Source organism: Chryseobacterium sp. JK1 (assembly GCF_050632815.1).
Taxonomy (GTDB): domain Bacteria; phylum Bacteroidota; class Bacteroidia; order Flavobacteriales; family Weeksellaceae; genus Chryseobacterium.
Map to the genome: position 1 here is coordinate 1,683,560 of NZ_JBODRU010000001.1, position 15,455 is coordinate 1,699,014.

The 15,455-nt window shown below is 34.9% G+C and carries 13 protein-coding genes; 2 read left to right on the plus strand and 11 right to left on the minus strand.

The window, feature by feature from the left end; translation table 11 throughout:
• Window positions 1–65 precede the first annotated feature (65 nt).
• A complete protein-coding gene (locus tag ACQ76T_RS07615) occupies window positions 66–1,478 on the minus strand; it encodes an APC family permease (RefSeq protein WP_431342718.1) in 1,413 nt (470 codons plus the stop codon).
• A 139-nt stretch (window positions 1,479–1,617) separates the two neighbouring features.
• Between ACQ76T_RS07615 and ACQ76T_RS07620 the strand changes: the two genes are divergently transcribed.
• Window positions 1,618–2,118: a DUF4920 domain-containing protein gene (locus tag ACQ76T_RS07620; protein WP_431342719.1), complete on the plus strand. Its 501-nt coding sequence runs from the start codon at window positions 1,618–1,620 to the stop codon at window positions 2,116–2,118.
• Window positions 2,119–2,184: 66 nt separating this feature from the next.
• On the opposite strand, the gene ACQ76T_RS07625 is transcribed toward ACQ76T_RS07620, so the two are convergent.
• Both ACQ76T_RS07625 and ACQ76T_RS07630 read right to left on the minus strand, forming a co-directional pair.
• Window positions 2,185–2,589, minus strand: a complete 405-nt coding sequence (locus ACQ76T_RS07625; protein WP_431342720.1) for a hypothetical protein — start codon at window positions 2,587–2,589, stop codon at window positions 2,185–2,187.
• 75 nt (window positions 2,590–2,664) lie between these two features.
• Window positions 2,665–3,774 carry a M14 family zinc carboxypeptidase gene (locus ACQ76T_RS07630; RefSeq protein ID WP_431342721.1) on the minus strand — a complete coding sequence of 370 codons (1,110 nt, stop codon included), beginning with the start codon at window positions 3,772–3,774 and terminating at the stop codon, window positions 2,665–2,667.
• A 969-nt stretch (window positions 3,775–4,743) separates the two neighbouring features.
• Between ACQ76T_RS07630 and ACQ76T_RS07635 the strand changes: the two genes are divergently transcribed.
• Window positions 4,744–5,280 carry a helix-turn-helix transcriptional regulator gene (locus tag ACQ76T_RS07635; RefSeq protein WP_431342722.1) on the plus strand — a complete coding sequence of 179 codons (537 nt, stop codon included), beginning with the start codon at window positions 4,744–4,746 and terminating at the stop codon, window positions 5,278–5,280.
• 471 nt (window positions 5,281–5,751) lie between these two features.
• On the opposite strand, the gene ACQ76T_RS07640 is transcribed toward ACQ76T_RS07635, so the two are convergent.
• The 8 genes from ACQ76T_RS07640 to ACQ76T_RS07675 form a co-directional block, all read right to left on the minus strand.
• A complete protein-coding gene (locus tag ACQ76T_RS07640) occupies window positions 5,752–6,918 on the minus strand; it encodes a proline dehydrogenase family protein (protein WP_431342723.1) in 1,167 nt (388 codons plus the stop codon).
• Between the two features lie 63 nt (window positions 6,919–6,981).
• The gene (locus tag ACQ76T_RS07645; protein ID WP_431342724.1) at window positions 6,982–7,911 is read right to left on the minus strand and encodes a UbiA family prenyltransferase; all 930 of its coding nucleotides are present in this window, start codon (window positions 7,909–7,911) and stop codon (window positions 6,982–6,984) included.
• A gap of 10 nt (window positions 7,912–7,921) precedes the next feature.
• Window positions 7,922–8,848, minus strand: a complete 927-nt coding sequence (locus ACQ76T_RS07650) for a mevalonate kinase family protein (protein ID WP_431342725.1) — start codon at window positions 8,846–8,848, stop codon at window positions 7,922–7,924.
• A 161-nt stretch (window positions 8,849–9,009) separates the two neighbouring features.
• Entirely contained in the window at window positions 9,010–11,172 is a 2,163-nt protein-coding gene (locus tag ACQ76T_RS07655; RefSeq protein ID WP_431342726.1) for a M12 family metallo-peptidase, read from the minus strand.
• A gap of 178 nt (window positions 11,173–11,350) precedes the next feature.
• Entirely contained in the window at window positions 11,351–12,841 is a 1,491-nt protein-coding gene (locus tag ACQ76T_RS07660) for an MFS transporter (RefSeq protein WP_422692521.1), read from the minus strand.
• A 290-nt stretch (window positions 12,842–13,131) separates the two neighbouring features.
• The gene (locus tag ACQ76T_RS07665) at window positions 13,132–14,310 is read right to left on the minus strand and encodes an acetyl-CoA C-acyltransferase (protein ID WP_422692523.1); all 1,179 of its coding nucleotides are present in this window, start codon (window positions 14,308–14,310) and stop codon (window positions 13,132–13,134) included.
• A 59-nt stretch (window positions 14,311–14,369) separates the two neighbouring features.
• Window positions 14,370–14,795, minus strand: a complete 426-nt coding sequence (locus tag ACQ76T_RS07670) for a hypothetical protein (RefSeq protein ID WP_431342727.1) — start codon at window positions 14,793–14,795, stop codon at window positions 14,370–14,372.
• Between the two features lie 17 nt (window positions 14,796–14,812).
• The gene (locus ACQ76T_RS07675) at window positions 14,813–15,199 is read right to left on the minus strand and encodes a hypothetical protein (protein ID WP_431342728.1); all 387 of its coding nucleotides are present in this window, start codon (window positions 15,197–15,199) and stop codon (window positions 14,813–14,815) included.
• Window positions 15,200–15,455 lie beyond the last annotated feature (256 nt).

Genomic DNA, 15,455 nt, shown 5'->3' on the forward strand with positions numbered 1-15,455 from the left:
CAAGGACCTTCAAATGAATTGAAAGCCCTTAATCTTTTTATATTTTTTAATATTCTCTGTCATTTTTAATGATCTGCATTCTTCCTGTTGATGAAATAATAAACAGGGAGCCCCAACAGAACGAGTACAAACCCCGGCCATGTATATTGCTGCTTGTAGATTAAAAGCAGAATACAGAAACATGCTCCAATTACCAGATAAATAATAGGTGTTACAGGATAAAGCCATGTTTTGTAAGGCCTTTCAAGATCGGGCTGTTTCATTCTTAAATATATAACTCCAAAAACGGTAATCATATAGAAAAGTACGATCACAAAGGAGATCATATCCAAAAGATTCCCATACTGTCCGCTCAGACATAAGATAGAAGCCCATACTCCCTGCATCCATAAAGCATTTTCAGGAACTTCATTGCTATTGTTTTTAATGGCTGACTTAAAGAACATTCCATCTTTAGCCATGGTCTGGAAAACTCTTGCTCCCGCTAAAATAAGTCCGTTATCACATCCGAATGTAGAAACCATTACCAGTAATGCAATGATAATTGTTCCTGCGCTCCCAAATATATTCTGTGATGCAGCAACAGCTACTCTGTCATTGGTTGCAAAAGCAATACTGTCTCTATCTAACGAGTTCAGATAAACGAAATTCACAGCGATATACAAAATCATTACGGCAGAGGTTCCATAAATCATAGATTTTACTACATTTTTCTTCGGATTATCAATTTCCCCGGAAACGAATGTTACACTTTCCCAAGCCACAGAGCTGAAAACTGATCCTACCATAGCAGCAGCAATTCCTCCTAATAAAGTCATTCCACCGATAGGTTCCCAACCTTCTTTAAGAAAATTACCTACTCCGTCTTTTTTAAGATTATTAAATGATTCTGTTCCCCAACTGAAGTTTTCAGCCATATGGGAGAAATCTACTAAAATAAAGCCTAAGGCAATTAAGCCCAGTAAAGCAATGATTTTGGAACCGGTAAATATATTCTGAAGAATTTTTCCACTCTGTACTCCTCTGGTATTAATATAGGTAAGCAGAAGAATAACAGCAATGGCCAGAATCTGAATCCAGGTGATTTTAAATTCTCCACTTTGAAAAATAGGTTCAGCATCATTCAGAGAAGGAATAAGATAAGCTGTAAACTTTCCAAAAGCCATTGCTACAGCTGCAATAGTTCCTGTCTGGATTACTGTAAAAAGTCCCCAACCGTAGAGAAAGCCCATTCTTTTACCGAAAATCTCCTTCAAATAAGTATACTGTCCTCCTGCTTTGGGAAACAGGGCAGAAAGTTCGCCATAACTTATAGCTGCTGCTACAGTCATAATTCCTGTGATGATCCATACTACAATAAGCCAAAATCCTGATCCCAGGTTCCGCATCATGTCAGCACTTACAATAAAGATCCCACTTCCGATCATGGACCCCATTACCAACATAATGGCGTCCCATAGTTTCAGTTTTTTTTGCATAGTCAAGTATAGGCGTCAAATATAAACAAATCTCTGTTTGATTTTGAATTTTATTGAAAATTTGATACCACCTGTTGTAAATCATTTTTTATTCCGTTATGATTCGATTTTAATTAGTATTTTTGGGAAAATATTAAAAATGAAACTTAAAACCATATTATTTGCTGTAGCTGTGAGTGCTTCTTCTCTTGCTTTTGCACAGGAAATGGGCCCGCCTCCCGGAAAAGCATTGGTAGGTGATACTTACGGAAGTGAAGTATCTTCATCTATTGAATCTAAAGCGATTAGCGTAGACAAACTGAATAAACAGCTTAAAAAAGATAACAAAAAGGTTGAAAATGTAGCCGTTAAAGGAAAAGTGACGGATGTTTGTGATAAAAAAGGATGCTGGTTGACCATCCAAACGGAGGACAACTCAAAATTCTTTGTGAAAATGAAAGATTATGCCTTCTTTGTACCCACTGCTTTGAAAGGTAAAAATGTAGTATTGGAAGGTAATGCAGAAAGAAAAGTAACTTCTGTAAACGAACAGAAGCATTATGCTGAAGATGCTAAAAAGCCTCAGTCTGAGATTGATGCTATTACACAGCCTAAAGAAGAAATCAGATTTGTAGCAAACGGAATTAAAGTTATTAACTAATCTGTTTTAAACCATAAAAAAACGTCCTCAAAAGTAACTTTTGAGGACGTTTTTTATTAAAAATTATTATTTTCTTTGAGTCTGTTTCTTTTCTTTTTCCAGCATCACCGGATAAATAGGCAGAAAATCATAGGAAGGATAAAACTCTGTTTTGAATCCGCCCCAGGCTCCACTTTCAAATACCTGATTAACTTCTCTTGTATATTCCGGTTTAAAGCGTAAAGTCATAATCTGGCCAATACCCATCACCACATTCCACGACAGAATTCGGGCATGGCTTTGATTCAGCTTTTGATAAAACTTCTGTTTCATTACTTTTGCCTGAATGGAATCTACCGGATTTTCCTGTAAATGTTTCATTACCACCGTTACCATTACGCTGTCATTAGCTTTATAAGGTATGGATGATTGATTTTGCGCCCAAACAAACATTCCTATGGTCATCCATAATAAGGTCAGTACTTTTTTCATAGAGGTAATTTTTAATTTAAAAACAGAAAGGAATTTCGTACAATTTAAAATGTACAGCTCAACAGCTATACCCTTTTAATCTTCTATTTTAAATTCCACTACTGCATCGAGTTTTGGATATTTAGTGGCAGAAATAAATTTCTTTCCCGTGCAGTCTATTTCCACCCAGCCTTTTCTATTTCGTACATCTCCGGCTTCCATTACAAAAGGAATAAAAGAAATTTCATCCTTTCCCTCCTCTTTTATTTCTCTATACTGAACCGCTATGTCTAAAATACATTCGTGATCTGTATTCAGCTTTACGTTACGGTAAATAATATCGTAATGCGTTTCTTTATTTTCCGGAATTTCAAGATAAGTTTCCCAACCAGTAGTATCCGAATTTAATTCGCTGATCGCCTTCAAAGCATAATAAAGGGCAATAGTATAATATTTTCTGGTGCCTTTTCTGGTGTAGTCGTCTACAAAATGTCCGCCTTCAAAAAGGATCGTAGGCATTCCGGCTTTGATAAAGTTATCTCCCGTAGAAGTAGGATAAAACTCATCCGAATATCTTCCAATCTGATCGGGAATCATTTCTTTCAAATGACTGTACACATTTCCAATCACCGCCATACATTTTTTGCGATTTTCTGTAACGGTACGCTCAACGTTTTCAGAAGGAGCCAAAAAAGAAAGAGTAGCAGGATGAATACCATCTGTCGTAAAAATCGTTCTTTGCTCATGCAAATTCAGTGCATAGTCATATTTCCTCGAGGCAGCTGCATTTTTAAGGAATTTAATCTCTTTACTTGCTTCATTGTGAAAATCTCTGTTCAGATCAATATTCGCAGCATTCAATCTCGTCCATCTTTCAGAGCCGTCCGGGTTTAACATAAAGATAAAGTCCAGCCTTATTTTAGTGAAGAGGTCTTCTTTCATTTCAGGAGCTTTATCAAGACTGGTCAAAAGATCCAACATGGCATGTGTTGCATTGGATTCGTTACCGTGCATTTGTGACCATGCCAATATATGAATATTTCCGGTTCCGATACTTAATTGGTAAATAGGTTGGTCTAAATAAGAAGTTCCGATCTTCTGAATATAATCACTGAGGTTGGCCTGTAAGTAAGAAAATAATTTTTCAGGAGAAATATAGCGATTTGAGAAATTAGGGTTTTGAGAATAGATCTGTTCAAAATTCATTGTTGGAATAGTTTACAAGAATCAAATTTAACCATTTTAAGGTAAAAAAGTAAATTAACATATGTAAATTAACGTAAAATTCATGAAAACTAACAGAATTAACAATTGTAATACGTAAATACCAAAGTTAAATTATCAAACTTTTACCGTAAAAACAAAATTGCAGTTTGTAACATTGTTAAACAGCTTGTATTGTCAAAATGTCTGTGGATAAAATTGTGGATTGCGAATAATTTAATTTAAAACATTTAAATATTTACATTTCAGTTAGTTATGAATTTTACCTTAATACTATTTGTAAGGTTACTTTAAGTGAAAATAGCTGTAAAATAGGACAAATAGACATTAAATAATCAAACAAATAAAATGCTTATATGAAGTTTATATATTGAAGTAAACAAATGTAAACAAATGTAAATAACTCTAAATTTAAAAATTACTCTCCAATTTGCCTGGATTTGGGTTAGAAAATAGGTTTGGAATTTTATCTGTCATCATTTTAGAAATATATCAGACATTTATCTGAAAACTAATCGAAAAATAGTGTAAAGCAATGAGTTTACAGTTTTAAATTACACTTGTATACGTAATTAACTACTTATTTATGAAATAATTAGATATTTATTGACCAATTGTTTTGTATTTCTGTAAATTAATGATGTAAACAGTAGATATTGGTAATTTATGAGTGAAATAGAGGCTTAAAATCCCTGATAATTTACATTTATAATCAGGTTTTATACGAAATTTAGCTAATTCAGAGACTTTAGAGGTTATTACGTATCAATAGTACTTTAATGGTTAGAAACATTATAATACAACTGTAAATAGAAAATAAATCACTATAAATTAAGCATTTATAATTAGTTTACATTTGTATATTGATGAAATTTTCAGTTATTCACATTTGTATATTGCATTTGTCAATTCTATTATTTACATTTGTAAAATAATTAAAGGCTTATTTTTATGAGTTTAAACGAAAGAATTTCAAAAATTATAGAGTATTCTAATCTTACTCCTTCAGAGTTTGCTGATGAAATTGATGTGCAGCGTTCTTCTATTTCGCATATTACATCCGGAAGAAATAAACCTTCCCTGGAGTTTATCATAAAAATTAAAAACCGTTTTCCTGAACTTCTTTGGGACTGGCTGGTTACCGGCGAAGGTGTTATGCTGAAGTCTGAACTTCCCGAAGTAGAAATTCCAGAGAAAGCAGCTGAAGAAGAAAAAATACAGCCAACTCCTCTACCCGATCTTTTTACCATGATCAACGAAGATGAAGAATTTGGAACTGTTGAAACAGGTATTAGCGAGCCCCAGGCAACAGCTGGAGAATCACTTATATCATCCCCTAGTAAGGCTTCGGAAAAAATATCCGATTCTCAGCGATTAGAAAATTCTGCAGAAAATTTACTAGCACAAGCTATTGGAAATCAGACTCATAAAATAAAACGGATTGTTCTGTTCTACGAAAACGGAAAATTCGAAAGTTTTGAGCCATAAAAAAACCTGACCAAAGAAAAGTGGTCAGGTAAAAAATATTTGAAGAAGAAAACTAAAGCTATTGCTTTATTTGTTTTTTAAATTAACCTAAAGATTTATTGTCTTATCTCTTACATACCTCCTCAAAGGCAAATGGTCTGAAAATTTTAACGCGGTTTGATTTTGGGCAACTATATCCAAGAAAAATCTGAAGAATATTCTTACTGTAAGCCAGAATAAGATGGCAGTATTTTCATGGGTTAGTTTATTCGTTTTATCAAATATAATAAATAAAAGTTAAAAAATCAATATATTTAATATTTCATTGTATAATAAATAACAAATTAATAAATAATTCAAATTATTACTAATTTCATTTATACTATCAAAATATAGTACTGATATAGGAACTTTTACTACTTTACAGAATTAACTCTAATAAACAAGACTCACTAATACTAGCGAGTCTTGTTATTTTTATATATGCTATTGTTATTTTTTTCTTCTTTCCAGTTCTTTTTTAATAAGACCTAGTTCTCTACCGGTTTGTCCGGCCACTGAGGTGTTTTCTCTAGCTCTTCTTGTAAGATAGGGAACAACATCCTTTACCGGGCCATATGGGAGATATTTAGCCACATTATAGCCTTTATCTGATAAATAGAAAGAAATGTTATCACTCATTCCATAAAGCTGCCCGAAATAAACGTGTGGATTGTCATTTTGAAGAGATCTGGCTTTCATTTTATCCATAATAAGTTCTGAAGAGATCTCGTTATGCGTTCCAAAGAATGCTGATACTTTATCCAGATGATTCATTACAAAGTCGATTCCTGCATTGTAATTCTTATCTGAAGCTTCTTTAGTAGGCTGTATAGGATCTTCATATCCTTTTTCTGCTGCTCTGGCTCTCTCTTTTTCCATATAAGCACCACGAACAATCTTATATCCTATAAAATAATTCTTTTCTCTCGCTCTCTGAAGGTTGGCTTCCATATACTCCAATCTTTTCGTTCTGTACATTTGGATGGTATTCCAAACGATAGCTTTTTCTTGGTTATACTTCTCCATCATCTCTTCACAAAGGTGATCTGCCGCATCCTGCATCCAGGTTTCTTCAGCATCTACCATTACTTTTTTATCATTTTCATGACAAAGGCTGCATACCTCATCAAACCTTCTTACCACTCTTTCCCATTCTTCCTTTTGGCTTGTAGTAAGTTCAGCTCCTTTTCCAACAGCTTCATACAGATCAATTCTTCCAAAAGCTGTGGGTTTGAAAACGATAAAGGGAATTGCCGGATTTCCCACTGAGAATCTTACAATATCTTTAATCTCTTTGCATACCGCGTCAAAAGTTTCCTCATCTTCCTTCCCCTCAATCGAGTAATCAAAAATACTTCCAACTCCTCTTTTGAAAAGCTGTTTCACAACCTTCATACTTTCTTCACGGGTTTCTCCACCGCAGAACTGCTCAAATAAGGTTTTCTTTACAATTCCTGTAACGAAAGGAAAGTTGTTGTGTACTGTGAAATTAAGAACAGAAGTTCCAAGGCTTGTAAGAGCAGGCTGTTCAATCATTTTAAACATCCAGTAAGCCTTTCTCAATTGTGCATCAGACTTATCTGCAAATGCAACTTTAGTATCATTAAAAATGGGCATTCCTATTTATTAAATTTAGTTATGCAAAGGTAATAATAACCTCAGTTTATTTAAAGATTTTTTTTACAATTTATGCTCTATTCCATTTAAAAGCATCGCAATAATTCCTACAAAGACCCAAAATCGTAATATGTTCAGTGTGAGAAAGTTACTTCTTCTTGTAGAATTTAAGAAAAGATAGATACATGCAATCATCACAAAGAGCCCACCGGCGAAGTAATAAGCCATAAAACCTGAAACTCCTGTTTTGGTAATGATTTTCATAGAAACAGCCATTGTTACCAACAGTAAAGAGATCAGAATGATCTTGGTATTCCGGCTTTTAAAGTAATTGGGAATGGTAATATATCCGAATGTTTTATCAACTGTTTTTGTAAGAGTATCTTTTACGATGTCAATGCATAAAAGAATCAAAAACAGAAAAACAGCCATCAGAAAGACTTTTTTAGAAAATGTTTCATAGTATACCATCATTCCGAAAAAAGGGTATAGGGTAAGGCTGACAAAGGTAAGGTTGTTTACAATCAGAATTCTGCTAAGTTTATGGCTGTACAACCACATAAAGAACTGGTACACCACAAAAAATACAAAAACATTATGTGAAATAGTCCAGGCGACTCCTAAAGAAATAGCACTGAGCACCAGATAAGCGTATAGAAAATATTTTTGCTTGATAAAGCTCTGAACTCTGGTTCTGAAAGGCTTTACAATATGGTCTTTCTCCAAATCATAAAACTGGTTAATGATTCCTCCCGCCAGAATGGTAAGTACCGTACAGAAAATGATACCGTGTACTTTGAAATCAAATACAAATTTTCTAAAAGATTCATCCTGATTAAACAGGAAAAAAGTAGAAACATACAAGGCAAATGTAAGGAGAACCGCTACAAAAAAACGGGCTCCAAGCAGAAAGCCTACGAATTGTGAAAATCTGTAAAATAAAGATTTAGAGACATAGTTTTTAGATTGGAAAGTTTCTTTTTCAGAATTCATTCCAATCTATTTAAAATCTGTAAATCACTTCTTTTTGGAAGCCGTCAAGCATTTTTTCAGCTTTCTCATAGTCTTTGGTGAACCCTAAAATATATCCACCTCCTCCGCTTCCGCAAAGTTTCAGATAATAGGCATTGGAATCCAGTCCTTTTTTCCAGATATTGAAAATACTTTCAGGAATCATAGGACGGAAATGTTCATAAGCCCAGTGAGACAGTTTTTTTAAATTTCTGAAGAACGGGTTCATATCTTTTTTAAGGAAAGCCTCTATACAAGCATTGTTGTAACGGATAAACTCTTCTTTAAGTGTCTTACGGAAACCTTCTGTTTTCATTTTTTCAAAGAAAATCTGGATCATAGGACCTGTTTCTCCTGTAATACCGGAATCGATTAGGAAAATAGCTCCTTTTCCTTCTTCACCATCAGGAATGGAAACACGGTCTAAATTTTCTTTATTTTCGATAAGAATCGGCAGGTTCATATAACAGATCAAAGGATCCATCCCTGAACTTTTGCCATGGAAATAGCTTTCCATTTCACCAAAAACAGCTTTTAATTTTTTAAGATTATCTTTTGATATGTTGTCCGGATTCAGTTTGCTGATTGAATATTTTTCAAAAATAGCAGCCACCAAAGCTCCTGAACTTCCTACTCCATACCCCTGAGGAATATTGGAATCAAAGAAAAGGCCGTTTGAAATATCATTTTTGAAGCTTTCGATATCCAATTTAAAATCATCGGAAAGATCAAGCACGGTAAGAAAATCTGAATATTTCTGCAGATGTCTGTTGGAATTGAGCTCAAATTCAGAGCTTAGATCTGAAAATTTCAAAGTTCCCTTATAGAAACTGTAGGGTACTACAAGTCCCTGGGAATCTTCAATCATTCCATATTCTCCAAACAGAATTATTTTTGCATAAAATAATGGGTTGGTCATTGTGACAATAAATCTTTTTGCAAAGTTAAAAATTATTCCGCTGAATATAAGCAAAACTTGGGCCGAATATGAATTATTTTGGTCTTTTCTGCTTTATATATGTGTTAAAAATATAAAAAAAGCCTGAGAATCTCAGGCTTTTTTTCGAATTTATTTGGAAATTACTGTTTTATCAGTTTTTTGTTGATGATTTGAGTTGTCGTTTCTACAGTGATTACATAGTTTCCTGTCTGAAGAGTAGAAAGATTTATTTCCTGCTTATTTCCTTTTAAAGAAGATGCAGAATTTACCAATCTCCCCGCTTCATCATAGATTTTATACGATTTGAATGCCTCTTTTGATGAAAGAATAATCTTATTTTTGGCAGGATTAGGGTAAATATCTACGGTATTATTTTTGGTACTTACCTCCTCAACTGCGAGTACACTACAGCCGAAATTTACATTCCAGCCATTTGCTGTAACTCCTCCATCAGAAACAAATCTTACCGTTATGGCACCTGAAGGATCTGTGGATGTAAACGGACCAGGAATTGTAGTTCCTGTCAGATTATTTCCATTGGCAAATAAGGGTGAAGAGGTTGAAGGCCCATTATAGATAAACATAAAATCATATCCTTGCTCAAGATCAAACTCTGTAAAATTCATGGTCATTGTAGAGCCTGAGGTTGGATAAAAGGTTTTTACAATCTCTTCATTATCTTTATACTGGCCTGCAGTACCTCCTGTATCTGTAAATTGAACTCCGTCACACCATGCTCCATCCGTCAGAAAAAGTTTTGAGGTAAGGAAAGCATTAGGACCACTACACTCATTTCCTATACTCAGGTTATAATAAGTAGCTGGCTGAAGATTGGTAAAGTTGAAAGCTTGTGTCGCCCCATTTCCGGTAGATACTACAGTGCCGTTGCTTGTTGTAAGCCTGTATTTCCAGGATGTTGAAGCAGCATCTGTAAAAGTAGCACTTGCTGAGTTCTGGGTGATATTTGCAATTGTAAGATTTGTGATTGCTCCAGAACATGACGTTGTACAATTTGTTCCAAGGCATCCTTTCGTATCTATTGTATTTCTGATCAGCGTTCCCGGCTGTACCCCGAAACCGTTGGCAAAATTAATCCCCACACTGCTTAATAAATGACAATAGCTCATGATAGTACCTCCTCCTAAAGCTGGAAGTGCTGCAGTACATCCTTCATTGTTACCCGATGCAGGCCCGCATCCATCGATCGCTGTATTATTTCCGTTCCAGAAGCAGGCATGAGTATGCGGAGAACCTAGATTGTGACCAAGCTCATGCGTCATCGCTTCAATATTCCATGAGTACGTAGGAACATTCTGATAATTAAAATTCATTCCACAGTAAGAATATTTATAATTGGTACACAATGAATTCACATATGCAATACTAGTGGTAGCAGGATTTCTTAATAATTGCGCCAAATCTCCATTGAAAGAGGTTCTGGTAGTTCTAAACTGGTTCAGAATTCCACTTGGCGAACCCGAATAAGGATCTGTTGTTGTCCATACAAAAACTTCGCTTAGGGCTACATTTACGTTTTCATTGGCATAAAGTGTTGAAACGTTATTATGCATAGCTGTAACCCAATTGGTAGTTGTAGTTGTGTCGCTTCCGTTTTGAGTATAAGGACCATAACCTGCTTCATAGTAAATTCTTACACAGTTACTTGTTTTTTTACTGCTTGTCTCATTAGGATTAAAAGCAGGTCTTTGAACCTGATTTTCTTTCAATCCATCCACTTCACAGGAAAAAGGATTTGAACCTGTTAATTTAGAGTCTGAATAGCTTACAAAATCATTGGAATTTTTTGCTTTTCCAACCACTATATTTCCTAATTCCAGGGTTGAAGCGACTCCGATAACATCATTGTTGAAGAAACTGAAAGCAACGATTGATGTATTATCTCCCTTTACAATTCCCTGATAATATACTCCCGGAGTATATTCTACTACCTGACCTTTATCTGTAACTACTTTAAAATCGTTGGTTAAGATATTGTGTTTATACATTTCCAACGTAATCTGTTTTCCTCCATCCAATGGAATTGTAATTTCAAGAAAATCCGGTTTCTCTTTGGTCAGTTTTTTCAGTTCAGCAGTCTTTAAGGACATTACCGTAATGTCTGTGGCAGCACGTCTGTATTCCGCCAGTTTATCCGGGGATGTATTTACCTCAAATAAATGATAGCTTTTAAGCTCCGTTTTATCATTATGATATTGTAAAATTTTTTGAGCGATTGGTTTCAATTGCTGAGAAAAACCAACAACAAAATATTGCAAAAAGCAAAGTAATAGAATTTTCTTCATGATTCTGATAATTTATATCTTGTACAAATAAACAAAAAAAATCAAAGCATAGCGAAAAAGGATAGCCTTTTTCTTCGAATAACTAATAGCATATAATTTTATGAAACTAAAGGAATAAACAGAAGATTTTTATTCGTTTAAAATAAAAAAAGACGTTAAAAATAACGTCTTTTTACTTTTATAAAGTTTCTCTGTCTTTTCTCATTTTGACTTTCAGGAATCTTATCAGAATCAATCCTGCGCCGAAAAATATGGTCATTGATAAGGCTGCAATTCGCATATTATTAAAATGCTCGATCAGGGTCGCAAATATAAAGGTTCCTATAATGATGGCAATTTTTTCCAATACATCATAAAAACTGAAATAAGTGGTGTTCTCCATTGAATCTTCAGGAAGCAGTTTTGAATAAGTAGATCTCGACATCGCCTGAAGCCCTCCCATTACCAAACCAACCACAGCTGCTACTCCATAGAACTGATATTCTACAGTAGGATTTTCTTTATTAAGGAAGTAAGCCCATAAACAAGCTACTATCCATAGAATAATGGCTATTGATATTACATTTTTGTTTCCGATTCTTTTTGATAATCTTGAGAAGATCACTGCTCCAATGATCGCTTCAATCTGAATCACCAATAACGTTCCGATCAGTTTATCCTGAGCAAGGTTAATTTCACTTTTTCCGAATAAGGTAGCCATCAGGAAAATCGTCTGCATTCCCACGCTGTAAAAGAAGAAACTTGACAGGAAAAATTTCAGATTTTTATCTTTGAAAAGCACCCCTCCTACTTTAAACAGCTCATGAAAACTTTCTTTGGCAATATCAACATAAAAGCTCATATTGTCTTTCAGTACTTCGAAGAAACCTCCCTGTTCCTCATGTTTTTTAAAGATATTTTTATAGTTCAGTAATACTAAATCTTTAGGAAGCTTCTCTTTTACATTTCCAAATTGTGGAAGATGCTTAAAGGTATATTGGGAGAACCCAAACCACCATGCTCCTGTTAATAAGAAACTGATTCTGGTGAATAATAATTGCTGCGCTGCTCCTTTAGCAAAAACCTGAATCATTATCAGACAAATCACTACTAAAACTACCGAACCTATATATCCATACACATATCCTTTAGCAGAAAGAGCATCCTGCCTGTCCTGTGTGGCAATATCCGGTAAGAATGAATTGTAAAAAACTAAACTTCCCCAAAAACCAACACTGGCTGTAATACTGAAAAGAAGTCCTAAAAAGACATTATGCATTCCTGTAAACATTGCCAATCCCATACACGAAGTAGCGCCCAAGTAGCAGAAAAACTGCAGGAATGATTTTTTGTTACCAATAGTATCTGCCAAAGAGGATAAAAATGGAGACAGTAATACGACTATAAAAAATGAAATGGTTAAGGAATATCCATAAACGGCATCCGGCTGATATTCTTTTCCAAAAATTTTGATCAAATGCCTCACCGGAACGTCAATCCAGGTTTTGGTTTCCGCAATATATTCTTTCTTCTCATAAGCTGTGGTAAGAATAGAGTAATAAATGGGGAAAATAGTAGAGGTAATCACCAGGGAATACACGGAGTTTGCCCAGTCGTATACAGCCCAGGCTTTCATAATCTTAGGATTATTTTTTATGTTTTTAGACTGTCGATTCTCGGTTTCAGACATTTCAAATAAATATTAGTAGCACAAAAATAAAAAAACCGCTGAATATTCAATGGTTTTTAATTTTAATTTGGAGATAATAATTATAAACAATCTTTTTAAAAAATTATTATTGATGAGATGTATGACAGTGTTGGAAAAGATTCCCATACCGTTCCAGATCTATCAGCTGGTATCGGAGATGTCTCAGAGAGGGCTGAGAGACCCGAACAATGGACTCTGTAACCTAAAAAACGGGGTCCTTAGACCCCGTTTTTATATCTGAAACCATGCTATATGGTTGTATGTAATGATTATAGGTTTTCAATAACGATTGCAGATGCACCACCACCACCGTTACAGATAGCAGCAGCTCCGTATTTTGCATTATTTTGCTTCAATACGTTGATCAGCGTAACGATAATTCTTGAACCAGAACTTCCCAGTGGATGTCCTAATGCTACAGCTCCTCCGTTTACGTTTACTTTAGCAGCATCTAATCCTAAGATTTTATTGTTTGCCAATCCTACTACAGAGAATGCTTCGTTGAATTCGAAGAAATCGATATCTGAAACTTCAAGACCAGCTTTTTTAAGAGCGATAGGTAAGGCTTTTGCAGGAGCTGTGGTAAAGTTTTCTGGCTCCTGAGCAGCATCAGCATAAGAAACGATTTTTGCCAATGGTTTTAATCCCAGTTCTTCCATTTTTTCTTTAGAAACAAGGATAAGAGCAGATGCACCGTCATTTAAAGTAGATGCATTGGCAGCCGTTACTGTTCCTTCTTCTTTTTTGAATACTGTTGGAAGGGTTGTTATTCTGTCGAAATTTACAGCTTTGTATTCCTCATCTTCAGCAAAGATTACAGGCTCTCCTTTTCTTTGTGGAATAGAAACCGGTACAATTTCTTCGTTGAATTTTCCTTCGCTCCATGCTTTTGCAGATCTTTTATAAGATTCGATCGCAAAGTTATCCTGATCTTCTCTTGTGATATTGTAATCTACGGCACATTTTTCAGCACATACTCCCATATGTACTTTGTTGTATACGTCTGTAAGACCGTCCAACACCATTCCGTCCAACATTTTAACATCGCCTAATTTTGTGGCAACTCTTGCGTTGTAATAATGAGGAACTGAAGACATATTTTCCATACCTCCTGCTACGATTACTTCTGCATCTCCTGCTTTGATAGCCTGAGCAGCCATAGTAACAGCCTTCATTCCTGAAGCGCATACTTTATTAACTGTTGTAGAAGGGGTATTGATTGAAAGACCTGCTCCTAAAGCTACCTGACGAGCTGGTGCCTGACCTTCTCCTGCCTGAAGAACATTTCCCATATAAATCTCCTGAACCTGATTAGGATCTAATCCGATTTTGTCTAATGCTCCTTTTACAGCAGTTGCTCCCAGTTTTGTAGCCGGAACTGTTGATAAGCTTCCCATAAAACTCCCCATCGGAGTTCTTACTGCGGAAACAATGAATACTTCTTTCATGTATATAATTTTTATTTTTAGCCAAAACGAAGCAATTGCCTCATTTATATAATTTAAATTTATTTTACTTTTACATATACTACATCAAACTGTGATCCTTCAAATGTAATGGCGACCTTCAGAAGGTTATCCTGCGTGGCCACAATTTTGCTGTTGAAAACATCGCCTAGCTGAATAGGATCATTTTTATCAGACTTTTCCATAACGATCCTTTTGTAGTTACAGTCGTCCAGAAAAACTACTGTAGATTTGATGTAATCTTTCCCACTATTGAAATATTCTGTCTGAATATTGTCTTTAATAGTCATATACCAGATTGCTTCAGGATAATTGGGGTTCAAAAATTTGCCTTCTTTTAGATTGGCACATTTAACAGGCGTATCTGTTTTTTTTGTTTCTTTATCTTTAGACTGTACCTGAGCCTGGGCCTGAGCGGAGGCTATCAGTGCGATTCCTGCAGAAAATAATGTTTTTACAAGTTTCATATTCTATCTGTACTCTATTATTTACGATTATTGTTTCCGGCAAAAATCATTAGAAATCCTCCTAAAAATTCTACTGCCCAACCCCACTTTAGCTTAACAACTCCTGCAAATGTTTCCTGCCAGGATTTGAAAGGTAAGAAACTGAAATATTGCAAAGACTGCATTTTAACGGCTACCAAAGTGAATGCAAACAAAATGATAAGCAGTATCCCAAAAAAGCGTACTATTTTGGTACTGTTATTTACAATTCCGAATACGGCGCAGGCAGCAAAAATCCAGCATGCAATAGCCAGGTAATGATCAAGTTTCCAATAGTTCCAAATCCCTATGATAGGTATGTGTACTAAAGGTAAAAAACTACCTGCCACAACAAGCAGTAATCCTAATAACTGAATATTTTTCATATTTACTAAAGTGCCAAAATACAAAAAAAAACACACTTTTAAACGGTGTGTTTTAAAAATAGAAATTACGTACCCGAACAATCGTTAGTCACAAAAAAGCTCCGCTATTTTTAATAATTATATAAATAATAAACATATTTATTACCAATTTAAAAATCAACCTTTATCCTTTTTTCTCTGCTTTTTTCTTCATCAAAACACGGATGCCAAAAGAAATGAGGAAATCTTCTGATAGTCTTCCAAATTGTTGTTTGAA